Annotated in this window: 13 protein-coding genes; 5 read left to right on the top strand and 8 right to left on the bottom strand. The window is 73.5% G+C overall.

The genetic code is table 11. The features are described from left to right. Window positions 1-29: 29 nt before the first annotated feature. The 3 genes from ABZ444_RS32385 to ABZ444_RS32375 form a co-directional block, all read right to left on the bottom strand. A complete protein-coding gene (locus tag ABZ444_RS32385; RefSeq protein ID WP_358005111.1) occupies window positions 30-452 on the bottom strand; it encodes a hypothetical protein in 423 nt (140 codons plus the stop codon). 119 nt (window positions 453-571) lie between these two features. Continuing rightward, window positions 572-3,745: an AAA family ATPase gene (locus ABZ444_RS32380; RefSeq protein ID WP_358005108.1), complete on the bottom strand. Its 3,174-nt coding sequence runs from the start codon at window positions 3,743-3,745 to the stop codon at window positions 572-574. Window positions 3,746-3,793: 48 nt separating this feature from the next. Beyond that, a complete protein-coding gene (locus ABZ444_RS32375; protein WP_358005105.1) occupies window positions 3,794-4,990 on the bottom strand; it encodes a cytochrome P450 in 1,197 nt (398 codons plus the stop codon). Between the two features lie 141 nt (window positions 4,991-5,131). Between ABZ444_RS32375 and ABZ444_RS32370 the strand changes: the two genes are divergently transcribed. The 3 genes from ABZ444_RS32370 (at window position 5,132) to ABZ444_RS32360 (ending at window position 8,495) form a co-directional block, all read left to right on the top strand. After that, entirely contained in the window at window positions 5,132-6,649 is a 1,518-nt protein-coding gene (locus tag ABZ444_RS32370) for an FAD-dependent monooxygenase (protein ID WP_358005102.1), read from the top strand. A gap of 91 nt (window positions 6,650-6,740) precedes the next feature. Continuing rightward, the gene (locus tag ABZ444_RS32365) at window positions 6,741-7,694 is read left to right on the top strand and encodes an NAD-dependent epimerase/dehydratase family protein (protein ID WP_358005099.1); all 954 of its coding nucleotides are present in this window, start codon (window positions 6,741-6,743) and stop codon (window positions 7,692-7,694) included. Window positions 7,695-7,745: 51 nt separating this feature from the next. After that, entirely contained in the window at window positions 7,746-8,495 is a 750-nt protein-coding gene (locus tag ABZ444_RS32360) for a sulfite exporter TauE/SafE family protein (RefSeq protein ID WP_358005096.1), read from the top strand. On the opposite strand, the gene ABZ444_RS32355 is transcribed toward ABZ444_RS32360, so the two are convergent. The 4 genes from ABZ444_RS32355 to ABZ444_RS32340 all read right to left on the bottom strand — a co-directional run bounded on the left by ABZ444_RS32355 (window position 8,492) and on the right by ABZ444_RS32340 (window position 11,771). Then, entirely contained in the window at window positions 8,492-9,688 is a 1,197-nt protein-coding gene (locus ABZ444_RS32355; protein ID WP_358005093.1) for an FAD-dependent monooxygenase, read from the bottom strand. The two genes, ABZ444_RS32360 and ABZ444_RS32355, sit on opposite strands and share 4 nt — an antisense overlap. Beyond that, window positions 9,685-10,281, bottom strand: coding sequence for a PadR family transcriptional regulator (locus tag ABZ444_RS32350; protein WP_358005090.1), 597 nt, complete (start codon window positions 10,279-10,281; stop codon window positions 9,685-9,687). Before ABZ444_RS32350 ends, ABZ444_RS32355 begins: the two co-directional genes overlap by 4 nt. Window positions 10,282-10,345: 64 nt before the next feature. After that, entirely contained in the window at window positions 10,346-11,065 is a 720-nt protein-coding gene (locus ABZ444_RS32345; RefSeq protein WP_358005087.1) for a hypothetical protein, read from the bottom strand. A 127-nt stretch (window positions 11,066-11,192) separates the two neighbouring features. Further along, complete coding sequence (locus tag ABZ444_RS32340; RefSeq protein ID WP_358005084.1) at window positions 11,193-11,771, bottom strand: TetR family transcriptional regulator; 579 nt, start codon at window positions 11,769-11,771, stop codon at window positions 11,193-11,195. A 144-nt stretch (window positions 11,772-11,915) separates the two neighbouring features. Here ABZ444_RS32340 and ABZ444_RS32335 point away from each other — a divergent pair, with 144 nt between their 5' ends. Together ABZ444_RS32335 and ABZ444_RS32330 are read left to right on the top strand one after the other, a co-directional pair. Next, window positions 11,916-13,445, top strand: coding sequence for an MDR family MFS transporter (locus ABZ444_RS32335; RefSeq protein WP_358005289.1), 1,530 nt, complete (start codon window positions 11,916-11,918; stop codon window positions 13,443-13,445). A gap of 162 nt (window positions 13,446-13,607) precedes the next feature. Continuing rightward, complete coding sequence (locus tag ABZ444_RS32330) at window positions 13,608-16,511, top strand: AAA family ATPase (RefSeq protein ID WP_358005081.1); 2,904 nt, start codon at window positions 13,608-13,610, stop codon at window positions 16,509-16,511. On the opposite strand, the gene ABZ444_RS32325 is transcribed toward ABZ444_RS32330, so the two are convergent. Beyond that, window positions 16,508-18,126: M28 family peptidase (locus tag ABZ444_RS32325; protein WP_358005078.1), on the bottom strand; the 1,619-nt coding region annotated here is incomplete at its 5' end. The two genes, ABZ444_RS32330 and ABZ444_RS32325, sit on opposite strands and share 4 nt — an antisense overlap.

Here is an 18,126-nt window from a genome sequence, read left to right as displayed (position 1 = left end):
CTGCGCCGGCAAGAGCGGCCCTCCCCGGGCTAGCAGTAGTACTGGAGCCGGGCGGTGAATTCGGCGGTGGAGAGGAGGACGTCGTGGCCGGCCGCCGTGTACTTCCGCTCCCGCCGGAATTCCAGATCACCCCCGGTCACCGACCATCCCGGCGAAAGCTTCTCCAGGTCCAGGTAGGCCATGGATCCGGGCAGGGGCGGCGCGGTGAGGCGCGCCTGGTCCACGAGGCCCTCGCCACTCCTGCGAGAGACGACCACACCGTCCGGCGGCCGTCCGCACCACGCCATGACCAAGGTCAGCCTGCCGTCGGCGTTGACCGTGATGCCGGTCAGGCCGCCGAAGCTCGGGGTGGTCGGGAACGGGAGACATCCGGTCGCGGCGGTGAGTGCGAGCAGGGCGAGAGCATGCCGCCCTGGGCGTCGTCCGATCGTGGTTCCGGAGGTCGGCGGCATCAGGGCGTCTCCTCTGCTGGGGCGTCCGCGGGATGAGATCCGCCTGACGCGGGAGAGGTTCGCGTCCCGAGATCTCGATGCGATCGCGAACGAGCCGGCGTGGGGCGGGGGCGGCCCGGTCAGAGGTGCCAGGTGATGGGGGTGGTGGGCTGGTAGCGACAGGTGGCGCCGGTGGAGATGGTGGCGCGGAGGTGGGTGGCGAGCTCGGGGTGGGTCTGGGTGAGTTTGCGGAGGGTGTCGCGGATTCTGGCGGTCACCGTCTTGCGGGCCCGTTCGGCTTCGTCACCCAGACGGCGGGAGCGGCCGCCCAGCCCGGCGGCCGTGCGGAGCTCTTCCAGCAGGGCCGCTCGTTCGCGGTCGTATTCGGCCGCCCGGTCGTCGTCGCCGCGGTCGGCGGCCCGGTCGATCTCGTCGTCGAGGACGGACAGGCGACGGCGGTAGTCGGCCTTGGCCTCCTCGTCGAGCACGGCGTCGCCGCCCATCGCGCGGGCGGCCAGCACGAGGTCGCCGCCCTCCGGGGCGAGCAGGGCGACGGCGGGGATGTCGGCGCCGGGGTGACCGAGCAGGTGGTGCAGGTCGCGCAGGCCCTTGGCGTCGGGCATGTGGGCCAGCCGCCCGGCGAACCTGAGGGCCCAGACCTCGCCGTCCTTGCGGAAGTCGCCCGCGGCCGGGTCGGGGCCGGGGCTCTCGTCGCGTTGGGGGGCCGGCGGGGGCGCGGGCTCGGCGGCGGCACTCCCCTGCGCCGGGAGGGTGTCGAGGACGTGGTGCATGCCGAGCTCGGCCGCCTCGCGCCGGACCTCCTCCAGCAGGGAACGGGCCCGGCCGGTGTCGCCCCCGGCCAGGAGGGCCTCGGCCAGGCGGGCACGGGCCAGGACCGACCACGGGCGGGCCCGCATCCGGTCGGCCGACCGGTACGCCCGTGTGAACCCCTCGGCCGCCTCCGCCCACCGCCCCTCGGCCAGGTCGAGCACGGCGATCCACAGGTCGTAGGGGCCGCTGATGTCCCAGCCGTAGTAGGACACCGCCCACCGCCCCCGGTGCGGCAGCAGCGCGGCCCGCGCCCCGGCGGCGAGCTCCCGGTCGTGGGTGGCGGCGGCCAGCTCCGCCTGGAAACGCAGCCACAGCGGCTCGGCCATGCGCCCCACCCTCGCGCCGGCCGCGTGGTGGCGCAGCGCGGTGCCGACGTCGCCGGCCTGCAGGGCGGTCAGCGCCTCCAGCAGGCCGCGGTCGGGGTGGCGGCCGGACCTGATCCTGCGCAGGACGTCTTCCTGCTCCTCCACCCGGCCCTGGAGCCAGCGGATCGCCCAGTGGTGGTGGTCGAGCATGACGTCGAAGTCGTGGTCCTTGCCGTCGAGGGACAGCCCCGTCATCAGCGCCTCGGCCTCGGCGAAGCGCCCGGCGAGCGCGGCGACGATGCTGGCGTCGACGGAGGTGGTGAGGGCGAGGTGGGCGTCGTCGGCGCTGCGGCCCCTGGCCGCGTAGTCGTGGAACCGGTCGAGGTAGCGGGGGTCGCCCTCCTCGATCATGGCCACCCAGCGCAGGGCGCCGGCGAAGTGTTCGAGCTCGCGGTCGGAGGTGCGCCGGGCGACGTCGAGCAGCTCGCCCGTCAGGGCCACGCGCTCGCCCGCCGTGCCGGGGCCCCAGATGATGTCGTGGTGGGCCCACAGGCTGAAGGCCAGGACGTCGTCGTCGCCTCCCTGGCGGGCCTGGGCGGCGAGGTGGAAGACCAGGTCGAGGGCCAGGCGGTCGTCGGGGGCCGGCTCGCCGACGAGCTCGGCGTGGGCCCGGCGCAACCGGTCGAGGGAGTCGTCGTGGCCGTAGTGGGAGCGGAAGACCAGCGCGACGCGGGCGGTCAGCTCGGGGTCGCCGAGATCGGCGGCGACGGCGCCGGCCTCCTCGAACATACGCCGGGCCTCGTCGCGCTCGCCGCGGTGGCGCAGCTCCCTGCCGAGGTCGAGGCAGATCAGCACGCGCCGGCGGGGCGCGGCGGCGGCGCTCAGCTCGTGGGCGCGGCGCAGGTGGCCGAGCTCCTCCTCGCCGGCGAGCCGGCTGCGGGCGGCGCGGGCGGCGGCCTGGAGCAGGTCGATCGCGCGCTCGGGGTCGACGCGGTCGCCGGCGAGGTAGGCGTGCCGGGCCAGGTCGCTCGGCAGCATGCGGCGGGCCAGGTCGGGGGCGCCGTCGAGGGCGCGCACCACCGCGGCGTGCAGGTCGCGCACGTCGGCGACGGCGTCGTAGAGGGTCTCGCGGACGAGGTCGTGGGCGAAGGCGAACCGGCCGCCGCCCTTGGTCACCACCAGCCTGGCGATCACGGCGAGATCGAGGAGACGGTCGACGTGCGCGACGGGGGCGGCCACGGTGGCGGCCAGCACCTGGCGGTGGAACTCGCGCCCGAGCACGGCCGCGGCGGGCAGCAGCTCCGACACCGGCCGCGGCAGCAGGGACAGCCGGCGCAGCAGCGCGTCGCGGACGCCGGGCGCCACGGCCGTGGCCGAGCCGCCGCTGCGCCACAGCCGGGCCGTCTGCTCGACGAAGAACGGGTTTCCGCCCGTGCGCACGTGGACCTCGGCCACCAGGTCGGCGGGCGGGTCGAGACCGGCGGTGCGGGCCATGAGGGCGCCCACCCCGGCCTGGTCGAGGCCGGTGAGCGTGATGGTGGTGGCCTTGGCGACGAGCGGGGACAGCAGGTCGCGCAGCGGGTGGTCGACCGGCTCGACCTCGGCGTCGCGGTAGGTGCCGACGAGGAGCAGGCGCTCGAACCAGGTCTGGCGGGCCGCGAACTCCAGGAGCCGCAGCGAGGCGGGGTCGGCCGCGTGGAGGTCGTCGATGACGATCACCAGCGGGTGGTGTTGCGAGAGCGCCACCAGGGCGGTGGTGACCGCGTCGTAGATCTGGAACGCGGAGGCGGGGTCGGTGTCGGCGGTGACCTCCAGGTGTGGCTGGGCGAGCGCCGCCGCCTCGCCGAGCAGGGCGGCCAGGCTGCCCCCGGCCGACTGCTCGGCCTCGGCCCACTCGTGGGGGGCGGCCGAGCGGCGCAGGGCGCGGATGACCTGGACCCAGGGCCAGTAGCCGGGGGCGCTGCCGGAATCCCAGCAGGCGCCGCCGACCACGAGCGCGCCTCTGCGCCTGGCCTCGGCGGCGGCGCTGCTGACCAGCGTGGTCTTGCCGATGCCGGCCTCGCCGGTGACGAGGACCAGGCCGCCGTGGCTGTCGACCACCCGCGTGATCTCGGCACGCAGCAGCGCGGCGGGGTGGTCCCTGCCGATCAGCTCGTGTGGCCTGGCTTCGGTTGGCATGACACCCGCACGTTATCCGCCGTCACCGACAAATCCGCGTGCGCGCCGCTACCAGGCGACCTCCAGCTCGGTCAGGCCGTAGACGACGTTGTAGGAGCGGAACTCCGGCGTGGCCTCGGTCGCCCGCAGGCCGGGGAAACGCTCGAAGAGCGCGGGGAAGGCGATCTTCATCTCCATGCGGGCGAGGGGCGCGCCCAGGCAGTGGTGGACGCCGTGGCCGAAGGCGACGTGGCCGGGGGCGCCACGGGTGATGTCGAGGGTGTCGGGGTCGGCGATGAAGCCGGGGTCGCGGTTGGCGGCGGGCAGCGAGCACAGGATCATCTCGCCCGCGCCGATGGTCCGGCCGCCCAGCTCGACCTCCCTGGACGTGATCTTGATCGTGCCGGAGTGGACGATGCTGAGCCAGCGCAGCAGCTCCTCGACCGTCGCGTCGATGCGCTCGGGCTCCTTGCGCAGGAGTTCGAGCTGCCCGGGGTTGCGCAGCAGGGCGAGCGTGCCGAGCGAGAGCATGTTGGAGGTGGTCTCGTGCCCGGCGAGCAGCAGCAGGTTGCCGATGCCGACGAGCTCGCCGGTGGTCAGGTCGTCGCCGTGCTCGCGGATGAGCATGCCGAGCAGGTCCTCGCCCGGGTCGGTGCGCATGTGGGTGACCAGGTCGCGCATGTACGCCCGCGACTCGAAGTTGGCCGCCACCCGCTCCTCGACCGGCAGCGACAGGTCCAGCATGCGCCCGGTACGCCGCTGGAAGTCGGCACGGTCCTCGTAGGGCACGCCCAGCAGCTCGCAGATCACCAGCGACGGGATCGGCAGCGCGAACGCCGACACCAGGTCGGCCGGGGAGCCCGCGGCCTCCATGGCGTCGAGGTGCTCGCGCACGATGTCCCTGATGCGGGGCTCCAGCCGCTTCATCCGGCGGATCGTGAACTCGGGCGTCAGCAGCCTGCGCAGCCGGGTGTGCTCGGGCGGGTCCTGGGCCAGCAGGTTGCCCGCGCGCAGCTCGGCGAGCTGTTCCTCGGTCAGCTCGGGCGCTCCGGGCATGCGGGCGGCGCCCTGCCTGGCGAGCCTGAACCGGTCGGCGTCCCCCAGGACCTCGCGGACGTCGGCGTACCGGGTCACCACCCACACCTTCAGGCCGAGGAGGGTGTCGATGCGCTTGATCCGTTCCTGGTCGCGCATCTCGCCCAGCTCGGGGGCCGGATCGAACTCCACCCGCCGCATGTGCAGCGGCACCGCCGAGGACTCAGTCATGGAACGACCGTAACAAGTCCGGCGGCCGTCCTCTAGATCGTTCCCGATCGGTGATCCGGGCGGCGGTTTCGGCCCGAGCTTGACGTGGGACGCGCGGCGCTTGGAGTATGCCGCTGATCACCATGACGAATGGGAGCAAGCGTGCGCCAGACCGACATACCGGTACTGATCGCCGGAGGCGGGCCCGTCGGGCTGGCGACGGCCGTGGAGCTGGCCCATCACGGGGTGCGCAGCATGGTCGTCGAGCCGCGCGAGAGCGTGTCGTGGCTGCGTCCGCGCGCCAAGACCACGTCGGCGCGGTCGATGGAGCTGCTGCGCAGGTGGGGGCTGGCCGAGACGGTGCGCGCCCGCGCGCCGCTCGCGGTCTCCTGGTCGGACGAGGCGGTGTTCACCACCGGCCTGCTCGGCCGCGAGATCACCAGGATCGGCGGCTGCTTCGGCCTCGACCTGACCGGCTCCGACCTGGCCGCCGAGCCGGGCCAGCAGGTGCCGCAGCCGATCGTCGAGGAGGTGCTGCGCGAGGCCGCCGGTGACGCGCTGCTCACCGGCTGGCGGGTGACCGGCCTGCGCGAGGACGCCGACGGCGTCACCGCCGACCTGGCCACCGCGGGCGGCGACACCCGCCAGGTGCGCGCCGCGTACGTCGTCGGCTGCGACGGCGCCCGCAGCGTGACGCGCGCGGCCATCGGCGCCCGCTACGAGGGCCGCCAGGACGCCAGGCCCAACTTCAACGTCGTCTTCCGCGCGCCCGGCCTGGCCGAACGGGTGCCCCACGGCCCCGCCGTGCACTACTGGGTGCTGAACCCGGCCCAGCCCGGCATGCTCGGCCGGCTCGACCTGGAGGACCTGTGGTGGTGCATCGCCCAGGGCGTCCCGGCGGAAGGCGCCGACCCGGTACGCCTGGTCCGCAACCTGGCCGGGGCCGACGTCGAGGTCGAGATCCTGGCCACCGACCCGTGGACCGCGCGCATGCTGCTGGCCGACCGGTACGCGGGCGAGCGGGTGTTCCTGGCGGGCGACGCCGCGCACCAGAACCCGCCCTACGGCGGCCACGGCTTCAACACCGGCATCGGCGACGCGGTCAACCTCGGCTGGAAGCTGGCCGCCGTGCTGAACGGATGGGCTCCGGCGACCCTGCTGGCCAGCTACGAGGCCGAGCGCCGGCCGGTCGCGGCGGCCACGATCGAGGCCGCCGCCGCCAACATGGCCACGCTCGCGCCCGAACTGGCCGATCCCGCGCTGATGGGCTCGGACGCGGAGTTCGAGCGGGTGCGCCCGGCCGTCGCGGAGGCGGTGCGGCGGACCAAGGACCGCGAGTTCCACAGCCTGGACCTGGTGCTGGGGTACACGTACGCGGGGTCGCCGGTGGTGGCCGGCGGGTGCGGCGAGCGGCTGCCGCACCGGTGGCTCGCTCCGGGGGAGTCGCTCTACGACCGGCTCGGGCCCGGGTTCAGCCTGGTGGGCGACCTGTCGTCGCCGGAGGCCAAGGTGCTGGTGGAGCGGGCGGCCGAGCTGGGCGTGCCGCTGCGGGAGGTGGACCTGCCGGACGCGGCCGGCGCTCTGGCCCTGGTACGCCCCGACCAGCACGTGGCCTGGCGCCCGTCGCCGGGCCAGGACGCGGCCCACGCCCTGGACCTGGCGATCGGCCGTACTGCCTGAACGCCCCCGGACCTGGCGACCGGGCGCTCCGCCTGATCGCCCCCGGAGCTGGCGACCGGGCGGCCGGACCGAGCCGGTCTAGGGTGGGTGCATGCGCGTAGTGGTGATCGGGGCGAGTGGGCACATCGGCACCTATCTGGTCCCGCGCCTGGTGGACGCGGGCCACAACGTGGTCGCGGTGAGCCGCGGAAAGCGGGAGCCGTACACGCCGCACGGCGCGTGGGAGCGGGTCGCCACCATGGTCGCCGACCGGGAGGCCGAGGAGGCGGCGGGCACGTTCGGGCGGCGGATCGCCGAGCTGGAGGCCGACGTCGTCGTCGACCTCATCTGCTTCACCGAGGCGAGCGCCCGCCACCTGGCCGGGGCGCTGGCCGGCCGGGTCCGGCAGTTCCTCCACTGCGGCACGATCTGGGTGCACGGCCCGAGCACCCGCGTCCCGACGACCGAAGACCGCCCGAAACGGCCCATCGGCGAGTACGGCCGGCAGAAGGCCGCGATCGAGGCGTACCTGCTCGACCTGGCCGCGCGGGCGGGGTTCCCGGCCACGATCGTCCATCCCGGGCACATCACCGGTCCGGGCTGGATCCCGGTCAATCCGGCGGGCAACCTCGACCCGGCCGTGTTCCAGGCGCTGGCCGACGGCGCGGAGGTGCGGCTGCCCAACCTGGGCATGGAGACCGTGCAGCACGTCCACGCCGACGACGTCGCCCGGCTGTTCGTGGACGCCATGAACAACCCTGCCGCCGCCAGGGGCGAGAGCTTCCACTCGGTGGCCGTGACCGCGCTGACGCTGCGCGGCTACGCCGAGGCGGTGGCGGGCTGGTCCGGCCGGGAGGCGCGGCTGTCGTACCTGCCGTGGGAGCAGTGGCGGGAGACCGTGCCGGAGCACGACGCCCGCGTCACCTACGACCACATCGCGCACAGCCCTCACTGCAGCATGGAGAAGGCCGGGCGGCTGCTCGGCCACCGCCCCCGGCACACCTCGCTGGAGGCGGTCGCGGAGGCGGTCGACTGGCTGGTCCGGGCGGGCACCCTCACCCGCTGACCCCCACCTGACCAGCGACCACACCAGGGCCACGCACTAGAGTCACCCGCCATGACACCTTGGGAGATGGCCGCGGTCTTCGCGGCCGGCATCGGAGCGGGGGGCATCAACGCCGTCGTCGGTTCCGGGTCGCTGATCACGTTCCCGACGCTGCTGGCCGTCGGACTGCCGCCGATCACCGCCAACGTCTCGAACAACATCGGCCTGGTGCCCGGCGGCGTGACCGGCGTCCTCGGCTACCGCGAAGAGCTCAAGGGTCAGCGCGGCCGCCTCCTCCGGCTGGCCTCGGCCTCCGCGCTTGGCTCGCTGATCGGCGGGCTGCTGCTGCTCAACCTGCCGGAGCGCACGTTCACGGCGGTCGTGACGGTGCTGATCGGGTTGTCCTGCGTGCTGGTCCTGGCCCAGCCCAGGATCAGCCGGCTGCTGGCCAGCCGCCCGCGGCAGGCGCACGGCGGACCCTGGTTGTGGCTGGGCGTGCTGGCCGCCGGGGCGTACGGCGGCTACTTCGGCGCGGCGCAGGGCGTGCTGCTCATCGGCCTGCTCGGCATCTTCCTCGACGAGGAGCTGCAGCGCGTCAACGCCGCCAAGAACGTGTTGTCGCTCGTGGTCAACGCCACGGCCGCCGTCCTGTACACGCTGGTCGCCGACGTCGACTGGTGGGCCGTGCTGCTGGTGGCGCTGGGCTCGACGGTCGGCGGGTTCCTGGGGGCGCGGGTGGGACGCAGGCTGCCCGCGCCGGTGCTGCGCGGTGCGGTCGTCTGCATCGGGGTGGTGGCGATCGTCAAGCTGCTGACCGCCTAGGCGGTCACCGGCTCGTCCCAGTCGAGGTGGTAGCGCTGCTCGGGGCCGAGGGCGCGTTCGGGGGCGAGGAACGTCCGGGTGGCCACCGGCATCATCAGCCGCATCATCGTGACGGCGAAGGGCCCGAGGGTCTTGCTGCTGTTGGTCCGGGCGGCGCGGGCGGCGACCCGCTCGACGCGGTCGCGGCGCAGCCGTACGTAGGCGTCGAACGCGGCGGGCACGCCGGGCAGGTCGCGCAGGCAGCGGGCGAGCTGGACGGCGCTCTCGGCGGCCAGCGAGGCGCCCTGTCCCGAGCTGGGCGAGGGCGCGTGCACCGAGTCGCCCACCAGGACCATCCTGCCGCGGTGCCAGCGCGGGACGCTCGGCATGATCTCCACCGTGCCGAGCGCCACCAGGTTCTCGGGGGACGTGTGCCGCACCAGCTCCTGCCCCGGCTCCTCACCCGCGAAGAGCTCGCCCAGGCGGCGCAGCCACTCCCCGGCCGGCACCCGGCGCGCCTGCGCGGACGTCGTCGGCTCGGCGTGCGGGACGTTGCAGAACCAGGCCGTGCGCCCGTCGGGCTGCACCCAGTAGCCGAGGAACGCCCGCCGCCCGAACACGAAGTAGGACGCCTGCCTCCCGGCCGGCACGGCGACGTCGGCCAGGCCGCCGAAGTTCAGCAGGGGCACGTGGCGCGGCCCCGGCGCGGCCGGGTCGATCAGGGACCGGACCACGGAACGGATGCCGTCGGCGCCGACCAGGATGTCGGCGCTCGCGCTGCCGCCGTCGGCGAAGCGCGCGGTGACGCCGCCGGGGTGCTCCTCGACACCGACCAGGCGGCGGCCGTACTCCGTGCGGATGCCGGCGGCCAGGGCCTGGTCGCGGACCGCGCCGTAGAGCTGCGAGCGCCACATCGCCTGGCTGGGCGGCAGGTCGGGCAGGCCGGCCAGCTCGCCCATGCGCCTGCCCGCGCCGTCGCGGACGACCGTGTGCGCCACCGGCTGGCCGACCGCCCGGACGGCCTCCTCCGCGCCGACGGCCCGCAGCGCCGCGAGCCCGTTCGGGGCGATCGTGAGCGTGCCGCCGACGCCCTCCGCGCCGCTGTCGTACGCCTCGTACAGGGTCGCCTCGATCCCCGCGCGGCGCAGCGCCATCGCGGTGACGGGGCCGGCGATGCCCCCGCCGATCACCAATGCCGTGCTCACTGCTGTCATTGCCGACTCCCGAACATCTCGTGCCAGGTCCTGGCGTAGTCAGGTGCGCTGAGGGACTCGATGAGGCGGGCGACGAAGGCCAGCTCGGCGTCGAGCACCGCGAGGCGGTAGTCGTCCTCCACGAGGAACACCCAGGCCACGCCGCCCGCGCGGGCGGCGTCGGCCGTCCGGGCGAGCTCGGCCCGCTGGGCGGTCATCGCCGCCGCGCGCCGCTCCAGCAGCCCGACGGCCTCGGCCGGGTCGAGCACGCTGATCAGCGACAACGCGACGCCGAAGTGCGGATAGTCCTCCTGCGGCGTCGCGACCAGCTCGCGCAGCCAGTCGTAGAGCTCCTCGCGGCCCTCGCCGGTGAGCTCGTAGAGCGTGCGCTCGGGCCGCTCGGTGTCGCGGACGGTCTCCCGTTCGACGATGAACCCCGCCTTGGCGAGCTGCTTGACGACCATGTAGAGCGAGCCGCGGTTGTACTTGAAGCTCTTGTCCTTGTCGGTCTCCTGCAGGCGGCGGCCCAGCTCGTACGGGTGCATGGGCTCGACCAGCAGGAACGCCAGCACCGCCAGCGCGAGCGGGTTGGCCACCTTGCGGCGCTTCTCCATCGGAGTCCCCTTTAGTTGATTTCAACTATCCATCGTCGGCTAGTTGATGTCAACTATAAGGGAGTCAGCCCGCCATCCCCACGAAGAACGCCGCCGGGACCAGCGCGAGCGTGAGCACGAGCGCCCACCAGCGGGGCGCGGGGCCCGTCCGGAGCACCGCGACGCCCATGGGCACGAGCGCGACGACGAGCCCGGCCAGCCCGGCCAGCGCGATCGGGTCACTGCTGCCCTTGAGCACGCCGAGCGGCAGCCCGGCCGCCGGCGCCAGCGCGACGCACCTGGCCACGCCGGCCGGTCCGGCTCCCAGGGCCCTGGCCCGGAAGGCGCCCACGGCCAGCACGAGCCAGCCGCCCATGATGCAGACGTTGACCGCCTTGAACACGTGGAAGGCCCCGTACGTGCCGGCGACGACCCGCTCGGCCGCCTCCGGGCCGAGCGCGTCCACCAGCTGGAACGCCAGGTGACTCACCCCGGCGTGGAACACCCTGCCGAACAGCCCCAGCACCGCCAGCGTCACGCCCCACCCGGCCAGAGCCGGATGGGTGGCGGCGATCACCCGGCCGAGCGCGGTCACCGCCGGCCACAGCAGCACGGCGCCCGCGGCGTACAGGCTGTAGGACAGGACCATGCGGCCCGGGTCGGCGGCGTAGGCGGCGAGCTGGCCGGGGAAGAAGTCGTCGGCGCCGAGGCGGACGAGGACCCCGGCGAGCAGCAGCGCCGGGCCGAGCACCAGCCCGGCCCCCTCCACCCAGCGCCCGGGGATCGTCATACGCGTGATCGTCATGCCCGCCATTCAAGTGACGGACGCGTCCTGGCACATTGGCGCGGCCACGAGGACCCGCACTCCACCTGGCACTACCAGGGCATGAAAGTTTCAGGCGTTCCCGCAGGTCAGCGGGGACGACGGGCGGTCAGCTGAACGGGCGGGACATCTCGTCGAGCATCTCGGCCATGACCTCCCGCAACGAGCGCGACTGGCGCTCCTCGACCCACAGGTGCGAGCCGAGCCGCAACGCCGTGAGGAACCCGGCCGCCATGACCTGGGGACGCACCGGGCTCTCCCGCTCGGAGATCGCCTGGGCCAGGTCGCGCTCCAGCGCCGCGTGGTTGGCGAGCTGCCGGGCCAGCAGCGACGGGTGCCGCTTGGCCAGGCGGGCGCGCACGGCCCACTCCCGCGCCGGCTCGCCCACCTCCTCGAACACGTCGTCGATCGCCCCGCAGAGCGCCTGCCAGGCGGTACGGCCGGCCGGCTGCGCGCCCACCTTCTCGACCAGGTCGCGGATGCGCTGCTCCTCGCCGTAGAGGACGGCGTCCTCCTTGCCGGCGAAGTAGTTGGAGAACGTGCGGCGCGAGATGTTCGCGGCGTCGGCGATGGTCTCGACCGTGACGGCGTCGAGGCCGTGCTCGCCGACCAGCCGCATGGCCGCCTCGTGCACGGCCTGCCGCGTCTCGGCCTTCTTGCGCTCGCGCAGCCCGCCGGTGCTGTCCATGATGCGCCAAGCCTACCGTCCGGGAATATATGCTCAGCGGGCAAACTTTCCCATTGGGCATTGTTTTAACGTAGGAGGAGGCCGCGCATGAGCGCACCGACCGTCCCGGCCGCGCCGCCGGGTCAGATGAGCCATCGGCAGATCATGGAAGCCCTGAGCGGGCTGCTGCTGGTCCTGTTCGTGGCGATGATCAGCGGCACGATCGTGTCGGTCGCGCTGCCGCAGATCATCGGCGCGCTGAACGGCACGCAGTCGCAGTACACCTGGGTGATCACCGCCTCGTTGCTGGCGTCCACGGCCTCCACCCCGATCTGGGGCAAGCTGGCCGACCTGTTCAGCAAGAAGCTGCTGTTGCAGATCTCTATCGTGATCTTCATGGTCAGCTCGGTGGCCTGCGGCTTCGCCCAGGACACCAGCCAGCTCATCGCCTTCCGCGCCCTCCAGGGCCTCGGCATGGGCGCGCTGCAGGTCCTGGTCCAGGTGATCATTGCGGCGATGATCAGCCCTAAGGACCGGGGCAAGTACAACGGCTACCTCGGCGGCGTCATGGCCGTCGCGACCGTGGCCGGGCCGCTGCTCGGCGGCCTGATCGCGGACACCTCCTGGCTCGGCTGGCGCTGGTGCTTCTTCGTGGCGGCGCCGTTCACCGTGGTCGCCTTCTTCCTGCTGCAGAAGACCCTGCGGGTGACCCACGTGCGCCGCGCGGGCGTCAAGGTCGACTACGTCGGCGCCACGCTGATCGCGGTCGGCGTGAGCGTGCTGCTCATCTGGGTGACCTTCGTGGGCAACTCCTTCGACTGGCTGTCCTGGCAGACCGCGGCGATGGTGCTCGGCGGCGTCGTCGTCCTGGCGGCCGCGACCTGGGTGGAGACCGTGGTCAAGGAGCCGGTCGTGCCGCTGCACGTCATCCGCCGCCGTACCCCGGCGCTGGCCATCCTGGCGAGCCTCGCGGTGGGCATGGCGATGTTCGGCGGTTCGGTCTTCCTCGGCCAGTACTTCCAGATCGGCCGCGGCTACAGCCCGACCGAGGCGGGGCTGCTGACGATCCCGATGATGCTCGGCGTGCTGCTGTCCTCGGCGATCTCCGGGCGCATGGTGTCGAGGAGCGGGAACGTCAAGCCGTACATCGTGACCGGGGCGGTCGTGCTGACCGTCGGGTTCCTGGTGCTGTCCACGATGGACCACCAGACCTCGCTCGTGCTCATCGCCGGCGCGATGGTGCTGGTCGGCGCGGGCGTCGGAATGTCGATGCAGAACCTCGTCCTCGCGATCCAGAACACCGTGCCGCTGCGCGAGCTGGGCGCGGCCAGCGGGGCCGTGACGTTCTTCCGCTCGCTGGGCGGCACGGTGGGCGTGTCGGTGCTCGGCGCGGTGCTGGCCAACCAGGTCGCGACCGGCATCGCCGAAGGGCTGGCCAAGGCGGGCATCGACCCGGCCAAGGCGGCCGCGGGCGGCAGGAGCACGCTCAACATCGCGGCGCTGCCGGAGCCGTTCAAGAGCATCGTCAGGGCCGCGTACGGCGACGCCACCGGGCACATCTTCCTGATCTCGGCGGGCATCGCCGTGATCGGCGTGATCGCCACCCTGTTCCTCAAGCCGACCAAGCTCCGCGACAGCGTGGACCTGGCCGAACCCGCCCCGGCGGGTGACGGCAGAACCCCCGTCGCCTCCTGAGGCGACGCCCGCGCGGGACGGGGCGGCCGAGGGCACCGGGATCACCGACGCCACCAAGGGCAGGACATTTGACCGGAAAACAGAGGCTTGACCCGCGCTGACCCGTGATGGATAACAGTATTCCGACAGGGGGAGTAAACCTGCACTGTTACGGAGACCCCGATGACAAGCCTGGCTTCTCCTGGGTTGATCGGGCGTGACGCCCAGTTACGCTCACTCGTCGACGCCATCACCGGCCCTCCGGCCGTCATCCTCGTGCAGGGCGAGGCGGGCATCGGGAAGACCCGGCTGGTCAGGGCCGCGCTCGACCTGTTGCCCGACGGCGAACGCACCGTCCTGATCGGCCATTGCCACCAGATCCGCGAGCCGTTCCCCTACGGCCCGGTGTTCGACGCGCTGCGGCACGTCGGGTGCGCGCTGCCGGAGACGGGCACGCTCAACCCGGTCACCGGCGCCCTGCGCGGCTACCTGCCGGAGCTGGCCGGGCATCTGCCGCCGGTGCCGTCGCCGCCCCCGCTGGACGACCCGCGCGCCGAGCGCCACCGCCTGTTCCGCGCGGTGCACGCGTTGCTGGCCGCCGCCGGCCCGGCGGTGCTGGTGATCGAGGACCTCCACTGGGCCGACGACGGCACCCGTGACCTGCTGCGCTTCCTCACCGACCAGCCGCCGGCGGGGCTCGCGCTGGTGGTGACGTTCCGCCGGGAGGGGCTGCCGGTGCCGGGGCTGCCGTTCGGGCGCGCGTACCGGCGTCCGCCGGGGGTGCGCAGCGAGGTGATCTCGCTGACGCCGCTCGACGTCGAGGGGGTGCGCCGCCTGACCGGGGCGTTGCTCGGCCGTTCGACGCTGACCTCCGACTTCGTCACGAAGCTGCGCGACCGCACGGCGGGGGTGCCGTTCGTGATCGAGGAGGTGGTGCGCTCGTTGCTCGACGACGAGGGCCAGTTACTCGGCGGCGAGGAGGAGCCTGAGGTCCTGGAGCGCATGGCGGTGCCGCTGCTGCTGCGCGAGGCGATGACCGAGCAGCTCACCGGGCTCTCGCCGGCCGCGCTGCACGCCGTGCACGCCGCCGCCGTGCTCGGGCTGCCCGCCGACGAGCAGCTCATCGCCGCCGTCTCCGGCCACCCTCTCGGCGACGGGCTCAGCCAGGCGCTGAAGGCCGGCGTGCTGCTCGAACAGCACGACGGCCAGTACGGCTTCCGCCACGCCCTCGCCCAGCAGGCCGTCTACGACGCGATCCCCGGCCCCGACCGGCGGCTCATCCACCAGCGGGCGGTGACCGCGCTGTCCGCCCTCGAACCGCCGCCGCTCGTCCAGCTCGCCTACCACGCCAGGCGCGCGGGCGACTTCGAGTCCTGGCAGCGGCACGGCCCGGCGGCGGCCGACCACGCCGCCGCCATCGGCGACATCCCGCTCGCCGTCGAGGTGCTGGCCGGCATGCTGGCCGACCCGAAGCTCCCGCACGACGCGCGGGGCCCGCTCGCGCTGCGGCTCAGCCGGGTGGCCGCGATCGGGCTGTCCTACCGGCGGGTGGTGCGCTCGCTGCGCCACCTGCTGGCCGAGGACTTCCTGTCCCGGCACGTACGCGGCGAGGCCCGGCTCAACCTGGGCGTGCTGCTGTCCAACCAGGCGGGCGTGGTCGCCGCCGGCCGCCAGGAGATCCTGCTCGCCCTGCCCGACCTGCACGACCGGCCGAGCCTGGCCGCGCGCGGGCTGGCGCTGCTGGCGATGCCCGCCTGGGGCGACGAGCCGCTGACCGTCCACGAGGAGTGGATGAACCGCGCGGAGAAGCTGCTGGCCACGGTCGAGGACCAGGATCCCGAGCTGACCGCCGCCGTGCACGCCAACAAGATCAGCCTGGCCATGATGCTCGGCTCGCCGGACGCCTTCGACCTGGCCGCGACGCTGCCCGCGAACGACCCGTCGGCGGCGGTGCGCAGGCAGGTGGCGCGCGGCTACTCCAACCTGTTCGACGCGGCCATCGCGCTCGGCCACTACGCGGCGGCCGAGCGCTTCGCCGACCAGAGCAGGCGCATCGCCGAGGAGACGGGCGCGCAGTACCCGGTGTTCCTGGTGGAGATGTCCTCGATCCGGCTCGCCCTGCTCACCGGCCGCTGGGAGGGCCTGCGGGAACGGGCCGTCGCGGCGGTCGAGATGACGGCCGAGGCACCGCTGCTGGCCGTGGACGCCCGGCTCGCACTCGGCATGCTGGCCCTGGCCAGGGGTGAGTGGGAGGAGGCCGCCGAGCACCTGCTGGCGGCGGGGGTCAACGACCTTGAGTCGGGGTTCCTGCCGGTCGCCGCCGTGGCCTCGGGCGGCCTGATCGAGCTGCACCTGACCCGCGACTGCCCGCACGAGGCGCTGGCCGAGGCCGAGCGGGCGGTGGCCAGGCTGCGGCGCAAGGGCATGTGGGTGTGGGGCGACCAACTCGTGCCGCCGGCCGTGGCGGCGCTGCTGAAGGCCGGACGGGCGGAGGAGGCCGAGGAGCTGGTGGCCGAGTTCGCGGCGGGCATCGAGGGCCGGGACGCGCCCTCCGCGCACGCCGGCCTCGACGCGGCGGCCGGCTCGCTGGCCCTGGACCGGGGCGCGTACGAGGAGGCGGCCAGGTGTTTCGCCAGGGCGCGGGCCGCGTACGAGACGATGCCCAGGCCCTACAGCGTGGCCAGGACGGCCGAGTCCGAGGCGGCGGCCCGGCTGGCGATGGGCGACCGGGCACGGGCCGCCGACCTGATCGCGGACGCCTGCGAGCGGTACGCCGGCCTGGGCGCGACCCACGACGCCGCCCGCTGCCGCCACCTGCTGCGCGAGATCGGGCCGGGCAGCGCGCCACGCCGGGGCAGGAAGGGCCGCAGCGGGGTGTTGTCGCCGCGGGAGGCCGAGGTGGCCAGGCTGGTCGCGCTGGGCCGGACGAACAGGGAGATCGCGGAGGTGCTGTTCCTGTCGCGGCGGACGGTGGACACGCACGTCGCGCGGGTGCTGCAGAAGCTCGGCGTGCGCACCCGCAACGACGTGAAGGAGCCCCGGCCGGATGACCGGCCGGGGCTCGCTACCCCTGATTCCGATGGTTAGACCGTGATGCTCCAGCTGTCCAGGAAGCCGGTGTCACCGGCGTAGACGTCCTCGATGTCGAGCGTCCAGGTGCCGGCGGCCTGCTGGCTGACCGGGATCGAGAAGGTCCTGGTGCCGTACTGCGTGCAGGTGGTGCCGCCGTAGGCGTCGACCACGTACCAGGTGCCGCTCGGGCCGCGGAGCCAGATGTCGAGGTCCTCGGCGCAGGTGTGGCTGATCGTGATGGACACCTTGACCGGGGAGGCCGCGGTGCCCGTCGCGGTGGACGTGATCGAGCTCTGGGTGTTGGAGTAGTCCCTGATCTGGTAGTCGGTGTCGTTGGTGAACGTCCGGCCACCCGAGGTGCCCTGGACGGTCAGCGCGTACGACGTGGTGTGCGTCGCCGTCTCGCCGGTGCCGGTCACGGTGATCGTGTAGCTGCCCGCCGGGGTGGTGGGCGAGGTCGCGATCGACAGGCTGGACGAGCCGCCCGACGTGATGCTGGCCGGGTTGAACGAGGCCGTGGCGCCGGTCGGCAGGCCGCTCGCGGACAGGTTCACCGTCTGGGCGGTCCCGTTCGTGGTGGTCGAGCCGATCGTCGTCGTGGCGGTGGAGCCGGCCTGCACCGTGCCCGAGCCGGGGTTGGCGGAGAGCGAGAAGTCACGCGGCTGGGTGGTGCCGCCGACCGCCTGCTTCCAGATGGCGTACGCCGCGGCGTCCGCCGCCCGGTCGAGGACGGTGTCGTTGATGTTGGAGGTGGTGTCGCAGGCGGAGTGGTAGCAGGAGTCGTAGGCCCGGTTGGCCGTGCCGCCCCACTTGGTCGCCTGCGCCGAGGTCTTGGTCGCGCTCGCGCCCGCCGCCACGCCCGAGCTGGCGATGCCGGCGTTGCGGAAGGAGGCGTCGTCGGACCGGTTGGCGCCCTCGGTGTTCTCCTCCGGCTGCAGGTTCAGCTTGTCGTAGAACTCCTTCAGGAAGGACGCGCCGGTGGTGGTGATGTTGTTGATGAAGTAGCCGCCGTTGGGCGAGCCGACCATGTCGTAGTTGTAGTAGACCTTGATCTTCGACCGCTCGGTCGAGCTGAGCGAGGCGACGTAGGCCTCGGAGCCGTTCAGGCCCTGCTCCTCGTCGGTCCACCAGCCGAACCGCACGTGCTTGGTCATCGTGGGGTTCTTCTGGGCCAGGGACAGCGCGACCTCCAGGAGGGTGGCCGAGCCGGAGCCGTTGTCGTTGATGCCCGGTCCCGCGGACACGCTGTCCAGGTGGGCGCCGGACATGATGACCTGGTTGGCGTCGCCGCCGGGCCAGTCGGCGATCAGGTTGGGGCCGGCGCCGCTGGTGCAGTAGGAGACGCTGCAGGACTGGCGGGTCACGGTGTACCCGGCCGCCTGGAGCTTCTGCTCGACGTAGGAGACCGACTGCAGGTAGCCCTGGCCGGTGGACCTGCGGTTGCCGCCGTTGGCGGTGGCGATGCTCTGGAGCTGCGCCAGGTGCGTCTTGACGTTGGCGACGCTGACGTCAGGCGGGTCCTGGCCGCCGGGGCCGCCGGTGCCGACCGTGAGGGTGTAGGTCGCGGTGTGCGTGGTGGAGCCGGTGCCGGTCACGGTGATCGGGTAGGTGCCCTGGGCCGTGGAGGCGC

The sequence above is a fragment of the Nonomuraea sp. NPDC005730 genome (genome assembly GCF_040630865.1).
Classification (GTDB): Bacteria; Actinomycetota; Actinomycetes; order Streptosporangiales; family Streptosporangiaceae; genus Nonomuraea.
The sequence above is the reverse complement of the archived record's forward strand: the minus strand, read 5'-3'. Positions and strand labels throughout refer to the sequence as shown.